The 19233-nt window shown below is 64.5% G+C and carries 24 protein-coding genes; 12 read left to right on the top strand and 12 right to left on the bottom strand.

Features of this window, described 5'->3' with window-relative positions:
• A complete protein-coding gene (locus ACVWZA_RS01780; protein ID WP_457309431.1) occupies positions 1-543 on the bottom strand; it encodes a DUF2141 domain-containing protein in 543 nt (180 codons plus the stop codon).
• Positions 540-1466 (bottom strand): hypothetical protein, encoded by a 927-nt coding sequence (locus ACVWZA_RS01775; RefSeq protein ID WP_457309430.1) that lies wholly within the window; start codon positions 1464-1466, stop codon positions 540-542. Before ACVWZA_RS01775 ends, ACVWZA_RS01780 begins: the two co-directional genes overlap by 4 nt.
• Before the next feature lie 222 nt (positions 1467-1688).
• Between ACVWZA_RS01775 and ACVWZA_RS01770 the strand changes: the two genes are divergently transcribed.
• Entirely contained in the window at positions 1689-2798 is a 1110-nt protein-coding gene (locus ACVWZA_RS01770; protein ID WP_457309429.1) for a glycosyltransferase, read from the top strand.
• Here the strand turns inward: ACVWZA_RS01770 and maiA are convergent.
• From maiA to pyrE, 6 genes are all read right to left on the bottom strand, one after another.
• On the bottom strand, positions 2782-3411 hold the full coding sequence (gene maiA, locus ACVWZA_RS01765) for a maleylacetoacetate isomerase (RefSeq protein WP_457309428.1): 630 nt from the start codon (positions 3409-3411) through the stop codon (positions 2782-2784). The two genes, ACVWZA_RS01770 and maiA, sit on opposite strands and share 17 nt — an antisense overlap.
• Entirely contained in the window at positions 3408-4481 is a 1074-nt protein-coding gene (locus ACVWZA_RS01760; protein WP_457309427.1) for an AI-2E family transporter, read from the bottom strand. Before ACVWZA_RS01760 ends, maiA begins: the two co-directional genes overlap by 4 nt.
• A complete protein-coding gene (lepB, locus tag ACVWZA_RS01755; protein WP_457309426.1) occupies positions 4478-5374 on the bottom strand; it encodes a signal peptidase I in 897 nt (298 codons plus the stop codon). Before lepB ends, ACVWZA_RS01760 begins: the two co-directional genes overlap by 4 nt.
• A complete protein-coding gene (gene acpS, locus ACVWZA_RS01750; protein ID WP_457309425.1) occupies positions 5374-5784 on the bottom strand; it encodes a holo-ACP synthase in 411 nt (136 codons plus the stop codon). Before acpS ends, lepB begins: the two co-directional genes overlap by 1 nt.
• Positions 5785-5938: 154 nt before the next feature.
• A complete protein-coding gene (locus ACVWZA_RS01745) occupies positions 5939-6667 on the bottom strand; it encodes a pyridoxine 5'-phosphate synthase (RefSeq protein WP_457309424.1) in 729 nt (242 codons plus the stop codon).
• Positions 6664-7245 carry an orotate phosphoribosyltransferase gene (gene pyrE, locus ACVWZA_RS01740; RefSeq protein WP_457309423.1) on the bottom strand — a complete coding sequence of 194 codons (582 nt, stop codon included), beginning with the start codon at positions 7243-7245 and terminating at the stop codon, positions 6664-6666. The genes ACVWZA_RS01745 and pyrE overlap by 4 nt, the downstream gene beginning before the upstream one ends.
• 207 nt (positions 7246-7452) lie before the next feature.
• Between pyrE and coxB the strand changes: the two genes are divergently transcribed.
• Both coxB and ctaD read left to right on the top strand, forming a co-directional pair.
• The gene (gene coxB, locus ACVWZA_RS01735; protein WP_457309422.1) at positions 7453-8571 is read left to right on the top strand and encodes a cytochrome c oxidase subunit II; all 1119 of its coding nucleotides are present in this window, start codon (positions 7453-7455) and stop codon (positions 8569-8571) included.
• Positions 8572-8574: 3 nt separating this feature from the next.
• On the top strand, positions 8575-10257 hold the full coding sequence (gene ctaD, locus ACVWZA_RS01730) for a cytochrome c oxidase subunit I (RefSeq protein ID WP_457309421.1): 1683 nt from the start codon (positions 8575-8577) through the stop codon (positions 10255-10257).
• Positions 10258-10396: 139 nt separating this feature from the next.
• On the opposite strand, the gene ACVWZA_RS01725 is transcribed toward ctaD, so the two are convergent.
• On the bottom strand, positions 10397-10765 hold the full coding sequence (locus tag ACVWZA_RS01725) for a GNAT family N-acetyltransferase (RefSeq protein ID WP_457309420.1): 369 nt from the start codon (positions 10763-10765) through the stop codon (positions 10397-10399).
• A 412-nt stretch (positions 10766-11177) separates the two neighbouring features.
• Between ACVWZA_RS01725 and ACVWZA_RS01720 the strand changes: the two genes are divergently transcribed.
• The 9 genes from ACVWZA_RS01720 to ACVWZA_RS01680 are packed head-to-tail and all read left to right on the top strand — an operon-like array spanning position 11178 to position 17549.
• The gene (locus ACVWZA_RS01720; RefSeq protein WP_457309419.1) at positions 11178-12074 is read left to right on the top strand and encodes a heme o synthase; all 897 of its coding nucleotides are present in this window, start codon (positions 11178-11180) and stop codon (positions 12072-12074) included.
• 3 nt (positions 12075-12077) lie between these two features.
• Positions 12078-12224 (top strand): hypothetical protein, encoded by a 147-nt coding sequence (locus ACVWZA_RS01715; RefSeq protein ID WP_457309418.1) that lies wholly within the window; start codon positions 12078-12080, stop codon positions 12222-12224.
• Positions 12221-12766, top strand: coding sequence for a cytochrome c oxidase assembly protein (locus tag ACVWZA_RS01710; protein ID WP_457309417.1), 546 nt, complete (start codon positions 12221-12223; stop codon positions 12764-12766). The genes ACVWZA_RS01715 and ACVWZA_RS01710 overlap by 4 nt, the downstream gene beginning before the upstream one ends.
• 45 nt (positions 12767-12811) lie before the next feature.
• The gene (locus ACVWZA_RS01705) at positions 12812-13735 is read left to right on the top strand and encodes a cytochrome c oxidase subunit 3 (protein WP_457309416.1); all 924 of its coding nucleotides are present in this window, start codon (positions 12812-12814) and stop codon (positions 13733-13735) included.
• Entirely contained in the window at positions 13732-14238 is a 507-nt protein-coding gene (locus ACVWZA_RS01700; protein ID WP_457309415.1) for a DUF3291 domain-containing protein, read from the top strand. Before ACVWZA_RS01705 ends, ACVWZA_RS01700 begins: the two co-directional genes overlap by 4 nt.
• Complete coding sequence (locus tag ACVWZA_RS01695; RefSeq protein WP_457310044.1) at positions 14213-14611, top strand: DUF983 domain-containing protein; 399 nt, start codon at positions 14213-14215, stop codon at positions 14609-14611. Before ACVWZA_RS01700 ends, ACVWZA_RS01695 begins: the two co-directional genes overlap by 26 nt.
• Positions 14608-15252 (top strand): SURF1 family protein, encoded by a 645-nt coding sequence (locus tag ACVWZA_RS01690; RefSeq protein WP_457309414.1) that lies wholly within the window; start codon positions 14608-14610, stop codon positions 15250-15252. Before ACVWZA_RS01695 ends, ACVWZA_RS01690 begins: the two co-directional genes overlap by 4 nt.
• 30 nt (positions 15253-15282) lie before the next feature.
• Positions 15283-16677 (top strand): threonine synthase, encoded by a 1395-nt coding sequence (gene thrC, locus ACVWZA_RS01685; RefSeq protein ID WP_457309413.1) that lies wholly within the window; start codon positions 15283-15285, stop codon positions 16675-16677.
• A gap of 2 nt (positions 16678-16679) precedes the next feature.
• The gene (locus ACVWZA_RS01680) at positions 16680-17549 is read left to right on the top strand and encodes a class I SAM-dependent methyltransferase (protein WP_457309412.1); all 870 of its coding nucleotides are present in this window, start codon (positions 16680-16682) and stop codon (positions 17547-17549) included.
• 43 nt (positions 17550-17592) lie between these two features.
• Here the strand turns inward: ACVWZA_RS01680 and ACVWZA_RS01675 are convergent, their stop codons facing one another.
• The 3 genes from ACVWZA_RS01675 to ACVWZA_RS01665 are packed head-to-tail and all read right to left on the bottom strand — an operon-like array spanning position 17593 to position 19225.
• On the bottom strand, positions 17593-18231 hold the full coding sequence (locus ACVWZA_RS01675; protein WP_457309411.1) for a heme exporter protein CcmB: 639 nt from the start codon (positions 18229-18231) through the stop codon (positions 17593-17595).
• Positions 18228-18809 (bottom strand): heme ABC exporter ATP-binding protein CcmA, encoded by a 582-nt coding sequence (gene ccmA / locus ACVWZA_RS01670; protein ID WP_457309410.1) that lies wholly within the window; start codon positions 18807-18809, stop codon positions 18228-18230. The genes ACVWZA_RS01675 and ccmA overlap by 4 nt, the downstream gene beginning before the upstream one ends.
• Complete coding sequence (locus ACVWZA_RS01665; RefSeq protein ID WP_457309409.1) at positions 18806-19225, bottom strand: metallopeptidase family protein; 420 nt, start codon at positions 19223-19225, stop codon at positions 18806-18808. Before ACVWZA_RS01665 ends, ccmA begins: the two co-directional genes overlap by 4 nt.
• Positions 19226-19233: the final 8 nt, after the last annotated feature.

Genomic DNA, 19233 nt, shown 5'->3' with positions numbered 1-19233 from the left:
TCAATCGCCCTTCATCGGCGCGAACCCACCAAGGCCACGCAGATACTGCGCACGGATTTCGGTCGTCACCACGCCATTGGGCACGTTGATCATCGCCTGGAACAGTTTGGGGCGCGAACGGCCAAGCTTCTGGTTGCTCGGAAAGCCGGCACCGTCAGACCAAAAATCGAACTTGTTCCGGCCGTCGCGATTGTGTGTGAAGAGCAGTGCGTATCGTCCCGCGCGCGGCGCCCTGATGCATACCGAAACGGCACCGCTTTGCGGCGTCGCCACACGTATGCGGCGGAAGAATTTGCCTTGCTTGATCAGATCGCGATCGTCCTTGAGGAAATCCTCTTCGGTCGCCGGATAGAGTTCGAGCTTGAGCTCGCCGATGCGGTCCTTCAACCCGGTGATATTGGCGCGAATCGCCGCGCCGCCGCCGCCGAGACAAGCGGCGGCGTCGCTGCCGATCACGCCCGCGCGCGCCGACGCGTCGATCGCGGGGACGGCCACCGTCACCAGACCAATCCCGGCCAGCGCGATCGCTACAACAGATTTCATCTCCGCTTCCTCACCAAGCCATGCAGTCCGAACGACGCGATCAGAACCACATGGATCAGCAAGGTTAACGCTGCGCTGAACGCGACCAGTTCGGACAAGGCCTGATCCTGCCCGATAAACAGGATCGCAACATTGGCGAAAAGAAGGTCTTTGTTCGGCACCAGCGGCAGGCGCGACACAAGCAGGCGCGCGGCGGCCAGGAACAGCCACATCCACACCGACACCGTCGGCAATGCGAAATGCCAGGCGAGCGCGATCAGCACCGAGCCGGCGGTCAGCCTGAGGCAATGGACCATGAACACCCACCACAGCGTCTTGCGTGGTAGCGAAAATACCTTTTTCGAAAAGACCAGGAAGGGCAGCGAGATCGCAAAGACCACCGCGACCGACCCGCCCAGCGTCTGCAGCTGCGCCTCGGTCAGCAGGTTGATGCCGAGCGGCAGGGCAAGCACGATCATCAGCAGGGTGATGCCGTTGCCGGCGATCGCCGACAGGATCGTCACGTCCTTCACCGCACCGAACGGCGCCGCGATCATCCGCGCTCGCTGCCGCGCCCAGGTGTAGAAATAGGCGTCGCCCGAATAACCGATCACGACCTCGTTCGCGATCCGCTTCTTGAGCAGCGCGGCATAGCCTTGCCCGACCGGAATGCCCCATAGCTTGCGGAAGATGACCAGATCGCCGGTCGGTGGCGACATATAAAGCATGCCGAAGAACAGGTAGAACAACGGGCTTGCCGGCACCATGCGGCTCAGCCCGGCCAGCCCCGACCCGAACAATTCGCGGCCCAGCCCGACGACCATCGCAACCGTCAGGACCGCGCCGATGATCGTCGGCCAGCGACTCTTGATCGTCTTGAGCGGCTCGAGCCCCGCCAGATCGGGGGCGAGCGGCAAGGAAGCCTCGGCCATGCTCGTGCTCATCGAAGCTCCGCGTGTTGAATTCGCCATCAGGAAACGTCCGCCGTTGCCGCACAGTTCCGAGACGTTGCCGCGCGCACTTAGCCGTAAGCTTACCGCGCTGCAACATTGTGCGCGACAAAGCGAATTCAAGAGGAGGCAAAGCCAACACGAGGCGAGATCGAGACGCGTCAGGCTTCGAATTCCTTTGACGCCTGTCAGGGTCTCGGGGATTTGTCGCATCCGATGTCCGCCGCTCCGCCCCCCAACGCCCGACATATCCTGACTTATGCCCAATCCTGGCGCGGCGGCGGGGTCGAACGCGTGCAATTGCGGCTGGCGCACGACTGGATCGCGGCGGGCCGGCGCGTCACGCTGGTGATCGGCGACTCCAGCGGGCCGCTCGCGACCGAATTGCCCGATGGCGTGACAGTGATCGCGACCGGGTCGGCCGACTATCGCCAGTTGCTGAGCGCCATGCCCGCTCTGGTCGACCGGGTTAAGCCGGACCTGATCTTCTGTCCCGGCAACCATTATACCAGCATCGCCGCCTGGGTCCGGTTGCGGCTCGGCCGTGCCTGTCCACCGATCGTCGCCAAGGTATCGAATGCGCTGGTCCGGCCCGACCAGTCCTTTCCGGTCGCGCAGGGTTATCGCCTGTGGCTGCGCCTGCATCCGCGGTTCATCGCCCATGTCGTGGCGATGACCCCGGCGATGGCGGTCGAAGCCGCCGCCGCGATGGCGATGGCGGCCAACCGGATCAGCGTCATCGCCAATCCGCCGGCGCGGTCCATTGCCGGGGCGCCCCTGCCCGACCTGCCGCAAGGACGCTTCATCCTTGGGGTCGGCCGGCTCGTACCGCAGAAACGCTGGGGCCGGCTGATCGACGCGCTGGCGCGCCTGGCCGATCCGGCGATCAATCTCGTCATCCTTGGCGAAGGCGAAGGACGTGCGGCGCTGGAAGCGCAGATCGCTTCGCTCGGCTTGGGCGCTCGGGTCCGGCTACCCGGCCATGTCGCGGACCCGCTGCCGGTGATCGGACGCGCGGCGCTGGTCGCCCTGGTTTCCGATTTCGAAGGCGTGCCGGGCGTGCTGCGCGAGGCGCTGGCGCTGGGCACGCCGGTCGTGACGACCGAATCGAGCGTCGCGGTGCGCGAGATCGTCACCGAACCGGCACTCGGCATGATCGTCCCGGCGGGCGATCCGGCGGCACTGGTCGGGGCGCTCGATCATTGGCTCGTCCCCGGCCGGATCCGTCCCGAGCCGGTGCCGCAGCCGGGCGAAAATGCCAGTGATGACTATCTGGCGCTATTCGACGGGCTGTTGGAACGGGCGAGTTTCAGGCCGCCGGCTTGAACCGATCGGGATGTGCCGCCGCAATCTCGGCCACAGCCGCCGCCGCCGCGTCCGCCGCGACCAGTTTCGGATAGGCTGCGAGATCCATCTCCAGCCGTCGCGCATTGTACATCTGCGGCACTAGGCAGACATCGGCAAGATCGGGGGCATTACCGCCGAGGAATGGCCCGTCGCCCGCCATTTGCTCCAGCGCGACAAAACCCTCGTGGATCCAGTGCCGGTACCAGTCATCACGCGCGGCCTGGTCGGCACCGAACTGGCTCTGCAGCCGCTTCAACACGCGCAGATTGTCGATTGGGTGGATGTCCGCGGCGATAACCAGCGCCTGGGCGAGCACGCGTGATCGTGCCAGCGCGTCATGCGGCACCATTGGCGGGTCGGGATATTTCGCGTCGAGATAGTCGATGATCGCCAGGCTCTGCGTCAGCATCGCACCGTCGATCTCGAGCGTCGGCACGAACCCTTGCGGATTGCGCGCCAGATTGTCTGGCGCGCGGTGCAGTCCTTCGAGCAGCGCGATGTCATGCCGCTCATAGGCGATATGCTTCAGATTGAGCGCGATGCGCACCCGGTACGACGTCGAGGAACGCCAATAGTCATGCAACCGGATCATATCGCCGCCTCCGCCGCATCCTCTTCATCGGAGCGTTCCGAACTGCGTTCGAGCGCGACCTTGATCATCGCGGTCATCGGATCGGCCAGCGCCAGCCCCATCACGCCGAACAGCGCGCTTGCCAGGATCTGCGCGCCCAAGGTCAGGGCCGGCGGCAGATCGACGGTGCGCTTGGCGACCATGGGAATGACGACATACCCATCGAACGTCTGCACCGCAAAATAGGTGAAGATCGCCCATAGGCCGGTATCCACCCCGGCGCTGAAGCCGACCGCGACCATCAGCACGCCGCTGACGAAGGCGCCGATATTGGGGATGAAGGCAAGAATGCCGGTGATGATACCGAGCAGCAGTGCCATCGGCACGCCGCCGACCGCCAGCACGATCCAGGTCAGCACGCCTTCGAACGCCATGCCCGCGAGCCGCCCGGCGAGCAGGCGCCGCATCGTCACGCCCATGCGCTGCAGCGTGATCGCGAATTCGCGCCGGTTATCCATCGGGATCATCCACTGGACGCCGCGTTCATAGACCTTGGGATCCATCGCCAGGAACAGGCCGATGATCAGCACCATGAACAGGCTGGTCAGCGCGCCCGCCGCGGTACCGACGAATGAGGTGAGCCGGCCGACCGAGCCCATCGCCTGCTGCAATATGCTGTTGAGATCAGACCGACCGGGCATTACGCCCATTTGCGACAGCCACGCCGTGGCGCGATTGAATTGTTCGATCAGAGTCGATTGCAACTGCGTGACCTGCTGCACGACCTGGACTCCGGTCATATAGAATGTGCTCGCCAGGAAGGTAATGACCAGGATAACAACGATCATCAATCGCCAGCCGCGTCCGATCTTGAGGATCCGGCCGAGCAGGCGGACGCCGCCGTCGAGCATCGCGGCGAATACCAGCCCGGCGAAAATGATCAGCAAGGGCTGGATCAGCAGCACGACCAGTGCCATCGCCGCGGCGAGGCCGAGCCACACGCTGGCGCGCTTGAATTCGGCGCGAACCAGCGGGTCGCGAACTTCATGCGGGCTCGCTCCCTGGACGACGTCGACGCTGTCGTCGTTCATTTCTTTTCTTCCCGGGGGTGCAACGAGGTACCCGCCCGGCCGGACCGGAACGAACCCCACCAGGTGAGCGGATTCCAGGTCGCGTCACCGTCCAATGAGAAGGTGATGAATTCGGCACGCCCGCCGAGATATTCCCACGGCACCGAGCCACCCAGGCCCTGCGCGTCCAGGCTGAACCGGCTATCCGAACTACGATCGCGATTATCGCCCATCAGGAAGACATGTTTCTCCGGGATGGAGATGGGACCATAATTATCGCCCTGGCTGTGCGGCTCCAGGTCGACGGTGTCATAGCTGCGGCCGTTGGGCAGTGTTTCGGTGACCAATGGCAGCCGGCAATAGCTTTTCCCGTCAGCGCCGTCTTCGCGGGCATCGGGATATTGCTGGGGGTCGCACGTCGCATTGGTATCGATGGGAATGCGTATGTCGTGTAACGGTCCGCGCTTCACCGCAACGTCGTTGAGGAACACTACGCCGTCTCTCACCTCCAACCGATCACCGGGCAGACCGATGATCCGCTTGATATAATCGGTCTTGGTGCCGGGCGGCGTCACGATGACGACGTCGCCACGCTCCGGCAAACGACCGAACAGCCGCCCGTGGAAGAAGGGCAGCAAATGGAAGGTCGGCGACACGAACGACCAGCCATAGGGATATTTGGTGACCACCAGCCGATCACCGACGAGCAGGCCCGGCAGCATCGATTCGGATGGGATATAGAAGGGCTTGGCGATGAAGCTGTGAAAGCCGAGCACAGCAAGGACGAGCCAGACGATGCCCTTTATTTCTTCCCACCAATTGGTGCGCGGCTTGGGCTTCGGCCCGGCTTCAGCTGCCACCGGCTCATTTGCGTTCAACGCCAACTCCTCGGCCGCCATAATCGTCCTTGCCATTACTCGTCGTTAACGGGGATAGCCTCAATGATCACAAAGGCCTGCGCCCAGGGATGATCGTCGGTCATCGTCAAATGTACCGCCGCGACGTGGCCCGCAGGGGTTAACGCGTCAAGTCTCGCCTTCGCTCCGCCGGTCAGCGCCAGGGTCGGCGCGCCCGACCGGGCATTGACCACGCCGATGTCCTTCATGAACACGCCAGCCTTGAATCCGGTACCGACTGCCTTGGAATACGCTTCCTTGGCGGCGAAGCGCTTGGCCAGCGTGCCCGCCTTGGTGAACGGCCGCCGTGCCGCCTTGGCGCGCTCGACCTCGGTAAAAACGCGTTGTTCGAACCGCTCGCCGAACCGGTCCAGTGACGCCTGGATGCGCTCGATGCTGCACAGGTCGGAGCCGAGCCCGATGATCACGTTCCAGCTCCTCCCCGGCACGGGGAGGGGGACCAGCGAAGCTGGTGGAGGGGGTGGGCCGGTGGCGTTTCGCTTGCGGAGCGCGCCCTCCACCACCCACTTGAAGAAAGCGGGCGGTCCCCCTCCCCGTGTCGGGGAGGATTAAGTTGCCCGCTCATCGCGCCGCGTCTATCGCCGCGCGCATCCGGCGAACCGCTTCGCCGAGGCCGACGAACATCGCCTCACCGACTAGGAAATGCCCGATATTCAGCTCGCGTATCTGCGGAATCGCCGCCACGGGCGCGACATTGTCATAGGTCAGACCATGCCCGGCATGGACCTCGATCCCGTTCTTCGCCGCCAGCGCCGCCGCATCGGCCAGGCGGCGTAACTCCTCGGCCTGCGCCTCGCCCTCCAGCTCGGCATAGCGGCCGGTGTGCAATTCGACGACCGGCGCACCAAGACGAATCGCGGCCTCGATCTGGCGCGCATCGGGTTCGACGAACAGGCTGACCCGGATATTGGCCCCCTTGAGACTGGTCACCAGCGGGGCGAGATGATTGTGCTGCCCCGCCGCGTCGAGCCCACCCTCGGTGGTGCGCTCCTCGCGCTTCTCGGGCACGATGCACGCGGCATGCGGACGATGACGCAGTGCGATCGCCAGCATCTCGTCGGTCGCCGCCATTTCGAGATTGAGCGGAATGGTCAGCTGTTCGGCAAGCCGCGCGATATCATCGTCGGTGATGTGGCGACGATCTTCGCGCAGATGCGCGGTGATACCGTCCGCGCCAGCCTCTGCCGCGAGCAGCGCCGCGCGTACCGGGTCGGGATACCCCGCGCCGCGCGCATTCCTGACCGTTGCGACATGGTCGATATTGACGCCCAGACGGAGATGATCGCTCACGCCGCGCGACTCCCTGGCTTGATCGCCGGGATCGCTGCAAGTTCAGACGGCAGCGCGTCAGCGGCATATGTTGGTACCTCGAGCCGGATCAGCGGAAAAAAGGGCACGCCGAGATCGGCAGCACCGTTCGAACGGTCGACCAAAGCCGCCGCGGCAATTGTTTTACCCCCGGCGCGGTCGATCGCGGCGATCGCCTCACGCGACGACAGACCGGTGGTCACCACATCCTCCATCATCAGCACGCGCGTGCCTGGCGTTAGGCGGAAACCACGGCGCAGTTCGAAAACACCCTCGGGCCGTTCGAGGAACATCGCCTCGACCCGCAATGCGCGCGCCATCTCATGCCCGGCGATCACCCCGCCCATCGCCGGCGACACCACCGCCTGCACCGATTCGCGAAGTTCGTCAGGCAGTTGCGCGGCGAGCGCTTCGGCCAGCCGCGCGCCGCGTGCCGGATCCATCAGAACCCGCGCGCATTGCAGGTAGCGCGACGAGCGCAGGCCCGACGACAGAATGAAATGCCCCTCGAGCAGCGCCTCGGCAGCGCGGAATTCGGCGAGAACCTGATCTTCGGTCATGGCTGATGCCCTTTCGTCGCGGCTCAAATAGGGGGGAGGACACCCCGAGCGCAACGCTATGGTCAAAAAAGCCTCTCACAAGCTTGAGACACGCGAGGGTCGCGCGTATAGGCCCGTCACAAACGGGCGTATTCTCGCCCAGCGTCACCTTTCCAACAGGGGGTGGCGTGTTCGTCCGGTCAAGATTTTTGGGCCAAGATTTTGGGGATGACGACACTGATGCGTATGACGGGGTTGAAATCAATCGTACTGGCGGCAGGCTTGCTGCTGGCAGGTGCCGGCCATGCCGCACCGCCGACCGTAACGGCGCCAGTCGCCCCGGCAGTGACCGCGCCGGCAGCGGGCCCCGCGACTGCCAAGCCGACCGATCCGGCCCTCGCGCAGGACGGCGCGCCGATCATGGCCCCGACCGCAGGCATCGGCCAGCCGGTCGATGGCCATTGGGGCATCCAGCCGCAGGTTACCAAGAATGGCCAAACCGCGCATTGGTTTCACGATGCGATTCTGGTCCCGGTGATCACCGTGATCTCGCTGTTCGTGCTCGGCCTGCTGTTCTGGGTGATGTATCGCTACCGCGCGGCGGCCAGCCCGGTGGCCTCCAAGACCTCGCACAACACCTTTATCGAGATCGTCTGGACATTGTTGCCGGTGGTCATCCTGGTGCTGCTCGCGGTGCCGTCGATCGGCTTGCTCCAGGCACAATATAAACCGGCGCCGACCAACGCGATCACGCTCAAGGCAATCGGCAACCAATGGTATTGGTCGTACCAGTATCCCGACAATGGCGGATTCGAAGTGACCGCCAACATGCTCAAGGAAAAGGGCGATGCCGCCGCAGGCGAGCGTTTTCGCACCGATGCCGATGGTCCCCGCCTGCTTGCCGCGGACAATCGCGTGGTTCTGCCGGTTGGTGTGCCGATCCGCCTGATAACCACCGCCAACGACGTGATCCATAGCTGGGCGGTCCCCGCCTTCTGGATCAAGCTCGACGCGGTTCCCGGCCGCCTGAACGAGACCAGTTTCACGATCGACAAGCCCGGCGTTTATTTCGGCCAATGTTCGGAACTGTGCGGGGCGCGTCACGGCTATATGCCGATCGCGGTCGAGGCGGTGACCCCGGAACAGTTCGCGGCCTGGGTCAAGGCCAAGGGCGGCACGCCCAAGGGTGCCAAGCCCATTGCTGCGGCACCGACCGCAGCCCCAGCCGCAACCGACGCAGCGGCAGTCGCCAACACCACGGGTCCGGTCGAGAATGCGAGCCTGCCCGCTCCCACCACCACTCAGGGCGCGACGGCTAACCCCGCCGGCGCCGGCACCGGACGCTAAGACATGACCGATACCGCCATTCATTCGTCCGCGTTCGACGCGCACGGCCACAGCCACGATCACGCGCATGACGCTGATCACAAGCCCGGTTTCTTTGCGCGCTGGTTCATGTCGACCAACCACAAGGACATCGGAACGCTCTATCTGATCTTCGCGATCACCGCGGGGATCATCGGCGGCTCGATCTCGGGGCTGATGCGCGCCGAGCTGATGCATCCGGGCATCCAGTATCTCAGCACCTGGGTACATTATCTGCCTGGTGGCGAAGCGGGTCTCGATCACTCGCTGCATCTGTGGAACGTGCTGGTCACCGCCCACGGTCTGATCATGGTGTTCTTCATGGTCATGCCGGCAATGATCGGCGGCTTCGGCAACTGGTTCGTGCCGATCATGATCGGCGCGCCGGACATGGCCTTCCCGCGCATGAACAATATCTCGTTCTGGCTGCTGGTGCCTGCCTTCACGCTGCTGCTCGCATCGCCCTTCTTTGGCGGTGCCGGCAATGGCTGGACGCTTTATGCGCCGCTTTCCACCTATGGCGAGCCCGGGCCATCGACCGACATGGCGATCCTGTCGCTCCATCTCGCCGGCGCCAGCTCGATCCTCGGCGCGATCAACTTCATCACTACCATCTTCAACATGCGCGCGCCGGGCATGACCCTACACAAGATGCCGCTGTTCGTGTGGTCGGTGCTGGTCACCGCCTTCCTGCTGCTGCTGGCACTTCCGGTGCTCGCGGCCGCGATCACCATGCTGCTGACCGATCGCAATTTCGGCACGACCTTTTTCGATCCGGCGGGCGGCGGCGATCCGATCCTGTATCAGCATCTGTTCTGGTTCTTCGGTCACCCCGAAGTGTACATCATGATCCTGCCGGGCTTCGGCATCGTCAGCCAGGTCATCGCGACCTTTTCGAAAAAGCCCGTCTTTGGTTATCTCGGCATGGCCTATGCCATGGTCGCGATCGGCGTGGTCGGCTTCGTCGTGTGGGCGCACCACATGTTTACCACCGGCCTCAGCGTGAATACCAAAATGTATTTCACCGCCGCGACGATGGTCATCGCGGTGCCGACCGGGATCAAGATCTTCTCCTGGATCGCGACGATGTGGGGCGGCTCGCTCAGCTTCAAGACACCGATGCTGTGGGCGATCGGCTTCATCTTCATGTTCACCGTCGGCGGCGTGACCGGCGTCGTGCTCGCCAATGGCGGCGTCGATGATTACATGCAGGACACCTATTATGTGGTGGCGCATTTCCACTATGTGCTGAGCCTCGGCGCGGTGTTCAGCCTGTTCGCGGGCTTCTATTACTGGTTCGCAAAAATGTGGGGCAAGAACTATAACGAGTTCCTCGGCCAGCTGCATTTCTGGGTGTTCTTTATCGGCGTGAACGTGATGTTCTTCCCGATGCACTTCCTCGGCCTGCAGGGCATGCCGCGCCGCATGCCCGACTATACCGACGGCCTTGCCCATTGGAACTACATCGCGACGGTCGGCTACATGATCATGGGCGCCTCGATGATCATCTTCTTCATCAACCTGTTCTGGTCGCTGGCCAAGGGCAGCAAGGCGGCGGACAACACCTGGGGCGAAGGCGCGACGACGCTGGAATGGACGCTGTCCAGCCCGCCGCCATATCACCAGTTCGAGACGCTTCCGGTGATCGACGACGGCGGTCATCACTGAGACCGACGACCCTTCGAACAGTGAAACGCCCCGGTGATGAGCCGGGGCGTTTGCTTTTGGGGCATTGCGGAGACGGGCCGGGCAAGGAAGTCGCTGACCAGATTGCACTGGCCGCGGAGGGTGTACGGCGCCTCGAGCGCTAGGACATGTCGTCGTCCGGGAGACCAGCGGAAGAGAAAGGCATTTGAACGGTCCAGCCCAGTGCCATGTAGAGCGCCCGCCCCTCATCGGTCGCGACGAGAATCTGGCGCGAATGGCGTGATCGCCGCTCTCCGCTCAGTGCCGCCATGACGATTCGGCCAAGGCCGAGGCGGCGATGCGCGGCATCGGTGATGATCCGGTCGTACACGAACACCCCGTCCCATTCAGCGGCAAAGCCACTCGCCGCGAGGTCGCCGGAATCAGCCAGGATGCGAACTTCGATGATCGGGCCGCTCGCATCGATCTCGATCCGGTAGCCGGGTGGCAACGACGTGGTGTGGGGCGTAGGCGCCGCGTCGCAGGTCATCACATAGCCGACGGGAAGAAGCCGCCAGTGCGGCGGGAGTATCGCTGCGAGTTCTTCCGGCGACCGGCACAACTTCAGGAAGATACGCGGACAGGTGATCGACCGGCCTAGGTCCACCAACCCTGGACCAGGCCGCGCGAAGACATATCGCGTTAATTCCGCGGGCAGATTGGTATCGAGTCTCAGGCCACCGCGATCGGGGACCGGTTGCGGCAGCCCCCTCCCGACGGATCGGGCGCGCAGCCAGGAATCGATCAGCTCCGGATTCGGTGCATTAGGGTTAGATGGCATGCCGGAAAACTAGGATCGCGCGTCATCCGATGCAATCGCCGTGCTGGCCAGGACGACTGAACCGAGACGCGAACGCAGCACTTTCCCAAGTTCGTCCGGCGGCCTATAGGCGCAGGCAATCATGACCGCCGCGACGACTCTCCCCCCGCCCGCCGACTGGCGCGACTTCCTGGCATTGACCAAGCCCCGGGTGATGAGCCTGGTGGTGTTCACCGGCCTGTGCGGCATGCTCGCCGCGCCGGTGACGATCGATCCGGTGCTCGGTTTCACCGCCATCCTATGCATCGCGCTCGGCGCGGGCGCGGCGGGCGCGCTCAACCAATGGTATGAGGCGGATATCGACGGGGTGATGAAGCGCACTGCGGGCCGGCCCCTGCCTGCCGGGCGTATGGACCGCCAGTCGGCGCTGCATTTCGGCGTCGGGCTCGCGGCCTTCTCGGTGATCCTGATGGGGCTGGCGCTCAACCTCGTTGCCGCCGCGATCCTGAGCGCATCGATCCTTTTCTATGTTTTCATCTACACCATCTGGTTGAAGCGCCGCACGCCGCAGAACATCGTCATCGGCGGCGCTGCCGGCGCCTTCCCGCCGCTGATCGGCTGGGCCGCCGCGACCGGCAACATCGCGATCTTGCCGATGCTGTTGTTCGCGCTGATCTTCCTGTGGACGCCGCCGCATTTCTGGGCGCTCGCGCTGTTCATGAAGACCGATTACGCCGCCGCCGGCGTGCCGATGTTGCCGGTCGTCGCGGGCGAGCGCACCACGCGCGTGCAGATCGGGCTTTACACTTTGCCGATGGCGGCCGCGGCGATCGCGCCCTGGCCATTCGGCCAGGCGGGCGCGCTCTACGGCATCGTCGCGATCGTCACGACCGCGGCGTTTGGCGCGATGGCATTGCAGGTCGCTCTCCGCACCACCGGTGCCGGCGACACAATGCGTCCCGAAAAGCGCCTCTTCGCTTATTCGATCCTCTATCTCTTCATTCTCTTTGGCGCGCTTGTCGTCGATCATTGGATTTGATCCATGCCTGAACAGATTCCCCCGACCGACAAGCTGATCCGCGCGCGCCAACGCTCACGCGCGACGGTCATGGGTCTGATCCTTGGCGCGCTCGTCATCCTGGTATTCGCGATCACCATTGTGAAGATAAAGGCGGGGATGCCGCATTGACACCCCCGGTCCGCACCGCGTTGCTCGCCGTGCTCGGTGTGTGCTTCATGACCGGGCTCGGCTTCGCCGCCGTGCCGCTGTACAGCATGTTCTGCGCCGCGACCGGACTGAACGGCACCACGCAGCGCGGGCTGGTCGCGCCGGGCGCGGTGACCGGTGCAGGCGCGGGCCGCATCCAGATCGACTTCGACGCCAATGTCAGCCCCAAGCTGCCGTGGAAATTCTCACCCGAGCATCCATCCGAAACGGTCGATGTCGGCGCGCGCGACATGGCGTTCTTCACCGCGACCAACACTTCGAACAAGCCGATCACCGGCACCGCGACCTACAATGTCACCCCGGCGCAGGCAGGCAAATATTTCACCAAGATACAGTGCTTCTGCTTCACCCAGCAGACTCTGAAGCCAGGTGAGACGACGCGCATGCCGGTGATCTTCTTCGTCGATCCGAAAATACTCGATGATCCCGACGCGAAGGACATCAAGACGATCACGCTCAGCTACACGTTTTACGCGGTGGATTCCGGCGACGCGTCGAGCTAGAGCAATCCGAAATCAACTGACAACCGCCTGACAGGGGACCGACGCATGGCCGGCGCCAAGAACCACGATTACCACATCCTCGCACCGGATATCTGGCCGATTGCCGGCGCCTTCTCCGCGCTCGCCATGGCGGCAGGCGGCATCATGTGGATGCATGGCGGCCATGTCGGCAAGCCCAATGGCGGCGGCATCCTGTTTTTTCTCGGCGTGGCCGGCGTGCTGACCACGATGTTCAGCTGGTGGGCCAATGTCATCAAGGAAGCGCATCAGGGCGATCATACGCCGGTCGTGCAGCTTCACCTGCGCTACGGCATGATCCTGTTCATCGCCTCGGAGGTGATGTTCTTCGTCGGCTGGTTCTGGGCCTTTTTCGACTTTTCGCTCTTTCCCGCAGCGGTGCAATATGCCGATGGCGCGACGAGCGTGATCGCCGACGCCGCCGCTGGTGCCGCGCATTGGCCGCCCAAGGGCATCGAAGTGATCAACGCGTTCCAATTCCCGTTGCTCAATACCCTGATCCTGCTTCTGTCGGGCACGACGGTGACCTGGGCACATCACGCGCTGATCCAAGGTCAGCGCGGCGGCGAGAAGACCGGCCTATGGGGTCTGATCGGCGTCGGCAATCGCGATGGCGTGCTCAAGGGCCTGTGGATCACCATTGTCCTCGGCCTGCTATTCTCTTCGATCCAGGCTTATGAATATTCCGAAGCGCCCTTCCCTTTCAAGGGAATCAACTATGGCGCGTCGTTCTTCATGGCGACGGGTTTCCATGGTTTCCACGTCCTGATCGGCACGATCTTCCTGATCGTCTGCCTGGTCCGCGCCTATAAGGGCGACTTCACCCCCCGCCAGCATTTCGGCTTCGAGGCCGCCGCCTGGTACTGGCACTTCGTCGACGTGGTGTGGCTGTTCCTGTTCGTCACCATCTATGTGTGGGGCGGCTGGGGCGCACCGATCCACGGCGGATGAGGGAGAGCTGGCACCTTGCGCAGGTCAATGTCGGGCGGTTCGTAGCGCCGCCCGGCGACCCGCGCGTCGAGCCTTTCATGGCAGCACTCGACCGGGTCAACGCCATCGCCGACGCGTCGCCGGGTTTCATCTGGCGGCTGCAGGACGATAGCGGCAACGCTACCGCGATCCGCCCGACATCCGACCCGCTGTTCGCCGTCAACATGTCGGTATGGCGCGATGCCGATGCGCTGTTCGACTATGTCTATCGCAGCGCACACACGCCGATCATGGCGCGGCGGCGCGAATTCTTCGATCGTTTCGACGGCGCCTATCAGGCGCTGTGGTGGATCTCCGCCGGCCATATTCCAACCATAGACGAGGCATTGGGGCGACTTTGGCGGCTTGATCGCTATGGCCCGACCGAACAGGCCTTCACCTTCAAGGCCCGCTTTCCCGTACCGGGCGAAACTGGCGTGCCGATCGATCACCAACCCGATCCCTGGTGTGTCGGTCGCGCCTGACCTCGCCTCGGCGCCGACGCCCGCTCAGGTCGCGGTCAAGGGATTGTGCCCGCGCTGCGGTGCCAAAACACTGTACGCCGGCCTCGCCGCCTTCGCGCCCAATTGCCCGAACTGCGGACTCGACTTCGACAGCTTCAATGTCGGCGATGGGCCGGCGGCGTTCCTCACGCTGATCCTCGGTGCGCTGGTCGTCGCGATGGCGATCACGACCGAATTGACGCTGCATCCGCCGCTCTGGCTGCATATGCTGATCTGGATCCCGATCACCGCGGCGGGCGTGGTTGGATCACTGCGCGTCGCCAAGGGCGCGCTGATCGCGCTGGAATATCGTAACGCCGCGCGCGAAGGTCGCATCAAGGGCGATGATTCATGAAGCAGATCCCGATCGTCGCGACGATCGTCGTCGGCCTGGCCATCGCGGTCATGATCGCGCTCGGCATCTGGCAGCTGCAACGTAAGACCGAGAAGGAAGCACTGATCGCGCAATATGCGACGAACAGCACGCTGCCGCCGATCGCTTTCCCCAATATCCCGGTCAACGATGCGCTGCTGTTCCGCAAGGCGGGCGCCTTCTGCCTGCAACCGGTCGGCTGGACCAACCGCGCGGGCCGCAATGCCAAAGGCGGCACTGGCTGGCGCCAGATCGCGCGGTGCCGCACTGGCGCCGAGGGGCCAGGTCTGACGGTCCAGATCGGTCTTGCGCGCAAACCCGATGCCAAGCCGACCTGGACCGGCGGCGAAGTGCATGGCTACATCACCCATGCGCCGGACGATCAGCCGCTGATCCTTTCGCTGTTGGGCCCATTGATCGGCGGGGCGCACCCCAAGACCCTGATGCTAGTCAGCGACACGCCGCTCGCCGGGCTTGATGCGAATCCCGAACCGGACTTGTCGGCGGTGCCCAACAACCATCTCGCTTATGCGGTGCAATGGTTCCTGTTCGCCGGAATCGCCGGCGTGATCTATGCGCTGGCACTCAGGCGGCGGATGCGTGGTGACAAGAGCGCCTTGTGAGTCGTCGCACACGCCGCTAGTCGCCAAGCCATGCGCTATATCAGCACCCGGGGTGCGGCACCCATTCTCGATTTCCAGCAAGTGACGCTGGCCGGTCTCGCCAGCGATGGCGGGCTCTATCTCCCCGAAAGCTGGCCGACACTGTCGCGCGAGGCGATCTCGGCGATGCGCGGCATGTCCTATGTCGACACCGCCGTGACCGTGATGGCGCCGTTCGTCGCCGGTGTGCTCAGCGACGAGGAACTGCGCGACCTGTGCACCCAGGCCTATGGCCGCTTCTCGCATGCCGCCGTCACGCCCTTGGTCCAGCTCGACCAGCGCCACTGGCTGCTCGAGCTGTTCCACGGCCCCACGCTCGCCTTCAAGGATGTCGCACTGCAGCTGCTCGGACTGTTGTTCGAACGCTTTCTCAGTGGCTCCGACAAGCACATCACCATCGTTGGCGCGACCTCGGGCGATACCGGCTCGGCGGCGATCGATGCGCTGGCCGGGCGCGAAGGTGTCGATGTCTTCATGCTCCACCCCAAGGGGCGCGTGTCCGATGTGCAGCGGCGCCAGATGACCGCGGTGCTCGCGCCCAACATCCACAATATCGCGATCGACGGCAGCTTCGACGACGCCCAGGCGCTGGTGAAGGCGATGTTCAACTCGCCCGACTTCTCCGGCCGCTTCGCACTGTCGGCAGTCAATTCGATCAACTGGGCGCGCTTGATGGCGCAAATCGTATATTATTTCTACGCGGCCGTCCGGCTCGGCGCGCCCGAGAATCCGGTCGCCTTCTCCGTGCCGACGGGCAATTTCGGCGATGTGTTCGCCGGTTATGTCGCAGCGAAGATGGGCCTGCCGGTCGCCAGACTGATCGTCGCGACCAACGTCAACGACATCCTCCACCGCGCGTTGGCCGATGGCGATTATTCGCAAGGGACCGTCGTGCCGACGCCGAGCCCGTCGATGGACATCCAGGTGTCGAGCAATTTCGAACGCTTGCTGTTCGATCTCGGAGGTCGCGATGGCACCGCGCTTGCTGCGCAGATGGCGGGTTTTGAAGCGACCAAAGCGATGCGCCTGACCAATGCGCAGCGTGAAAGTGGTGCGGGCCTGTTCGCCAGCGACCGCATCGATCTCGACGACATGTCGCTGGCGATGCGCTGGGCATGCGAGAAGTCGGGCGAGGTGATCGACCCGCACACCGCGATCGGCCTTGCCGCCGCGCGCCGCGCCGACCTCGGCAACATTCCGGTGGTGACGCTGGCTACCGCGCATCCGGCCAAGTTCGGCGACGCGGTCGAGCGCGCGACCGGCTTGCGGCCTGTCCTGCCGGCCCGAATCGGCGACCTGTTCGAACGGCAGGAACGCTATGACAGCCTGCCCGGCACGTTCGACGCGGTCACCGCCTATATCGCCGAGCGGGCCGTGGCTGTTTAGGCATGAACCTCACGACCCTGATCGGCGAGCCCTGGGCGGATTATGGCCTGATCGATTCAGGGCATGGCCGCAAGCTCGAGCGTTATGGCCGGTTCCGCTTCATCCGCCCCGAGGGGCAGGCGCTATGGGCGCCGGCGAGCGACGACTGGCGCGCGCAGGGCGAGTTCGTCCCCGGATCCGATGAGGATGGCGGCGGGCGCTGGGAATATAATGAGCCCGTGCCGCGCGAAGGCTGGCCGCTCAAATGGGACGGCGTCACCTTCACCGCGCAGAACACGCCGTTCCGTCATCTCGGTTTCTTCCCCGATATGGCGCCAGTGTGGAGCTGGATGCGTGAACAGGTCGCGGGAATGGAGGCACCGGAATGCCTCAACCTGTTCGGTTATACCGGGGTCGGCACGCTGGCGATGGCCGACAAGGGTGTGAAGATGGTCCATGTCGATGCGTCGAAGAAATCGGTCGAGGCGGCACGCGCCAACGCCGCGCTGTCGGACATGAGCGACAAGCCGGTACGCTGGATGACCGACGACGCGACCAAGTTCGTCGCGCGCGAGGTACGGCGCGGGCGCCGTTACGATGGCATATTGCTCGACCCGCCCAAATATGGCCGTGGCCCCGAGGGCGAGGTCTGGAAGCTGGAAGACGGCCTGCCCGGGCTGATCGCCGATTGCCGCAAGCTGCTCGATGCCGATTCGCGCTTCCTGTTTCTCACCGTCTATGCGGTGCGCATGTCGGCGCTCGCGATCGGCGAGTTGCTGAGGCAGGCGTTTGCCGATCTGGGCGGGACGGTCGAGGCCGGCGAGCTGGTGGTGCGGGAAGAGGCGCGAGGCTTGTTGCTGCCGACGGCGATTTTCGCGCGGTGGAGCCGGTAGACCGTACTTCCCATCCCGCAAGCGGGAGGGGAGTAGAGTGTCGTCAATCCATTCCCGCCTTTATCGCCGCGCCCGCCACGAATGGCGCGCCGGCAAGCAACACCAAGCTGACCGCCGCGAGCAGCTTGACCGCGCCTTCGCCTCCTTCGATCGACCCTGCGCCGAAGATCAGCAGCGGCACGGCGAGGGGTAACATCACCAACCCCGCCACTGCACTCGCCCCGCGTACACCCGCCACCAGCGCCGAGGTCGTCACCGCCAGCGCTGCCAGCCCGGGCGTGCCGATCAGCAGCCCCAGTTCGACCGCTAGCAATGTCTCCGGCGACAGGCCGAGCAATCCGGCGGCCACGACCGAAGCGAGCATCAAAGGCGGGCCGAAGCTGAGCCAATGCGCGACTATCTTCGCCGTCGCGATGGTCGCCATACTCACCCCGCGCACCGCGAGCTGATCGAACATCCCGGCTTCGGCATCGGGTGCGACCAGTCGTTCGACCGGCAACAGCGCGGCAAGCAGTGCCGCCGCCCAGATCACCCCGCCGCCGACGCGTGCAAGCAGTGCCGCATCGGGGCCAATCGCGAACGGGAAGAGGATCGCGACGAGCAGGAAGAAAGCGACCACCAGGGTCACGCCGCCACCCGCCCAGGCACGGCGCAGATCGCGCAGGATCAGCGCGGCGATCATGCTACGCCGCCCAACATGATCGGCTGCGCATCCGGCACCGCGATCGGCAAATGAGTCGCGACGAGCACGATCCCGCCGCCGGCGCGGTGCGTCGCGATCGCCGTCTCGAGCAGGGTGATCGCCCCGCTATCCAGGCCATTGGCCGGCTCGTCGAGCAACCAGATCGCCGATCCACTCGCCGCAACCCGCGCCAGTGCGGCGCGGCGGCGCTGACCGGTAGAGAGCAGGCGGACCGGCACATCGGCAAGCGGCGCGAGATCGAACGCCGCGAGTGCTTCGGCCACCGCGTCAGATTGCCCGTCGATCGACGCCCAGAACCCGAGCGCCCGCGCCAGAGTCAGGTCGGGATCTAGCGCGCTCGCTTCAGTCAGCAAGGCCCGTTCGCCAGTGACTTCGACCCGGCCCGCCGCCGGTGGCAACAAGCCCGCGGCGACGCGCACCATGCTCGACTTGCCGACCCCGTTCGGGCCAGTGACCAGCGCCGCATCGCCCGCGTCAAGCGCGAACGACAGATGCTCGAACAGCATCCGCCCGCCGCGCCCGCACGTCACACCATCGAACGCGAGCGCGGCACTCAAGCCGCCGCTTCCTCCAGCGTGTGCATGTCCGCGTCGGACAAGCCGAAATGATGGCCGATCTCATGGATCATGACGTGCGATACCAGTTCGTCGAGCCCGACCCCGGTCTCGACCCATTCCTCCAGGATCGCACGGCGATAGAGATGAATGCGGTCGGGTGGCGAGCCCGATTCCATCGATGACTTCTCGCCCAGCGGCCGACCATGATAAAGGCCGGTCAGGTCGAGCGGATGTTCGATACCGAGCGCGTCGAGCGTCTCCTCATCGGCCAGATCCTCGACGATCAGCACGACATCGCCGAGATGCACGCGGAACGCCTCCGGCAGGCTTTCCAGCGTGCGCAGCGCAATGTCCTCGATCGCTTTCGCGTCGGGCGCCCGGAAATCCTTGGGGTTGGGTTGATCGGGTGTGGCCATCGGCTATG

It is taken from the genome of Sphingomonas sp. UYAg733, from assembly GCF_054057355.1.
The sequence above is the reverse complement of the archived record's forward strand: the minus strand, read 5'-3'. Positions and strand labels throughout refer to the sequence as shown.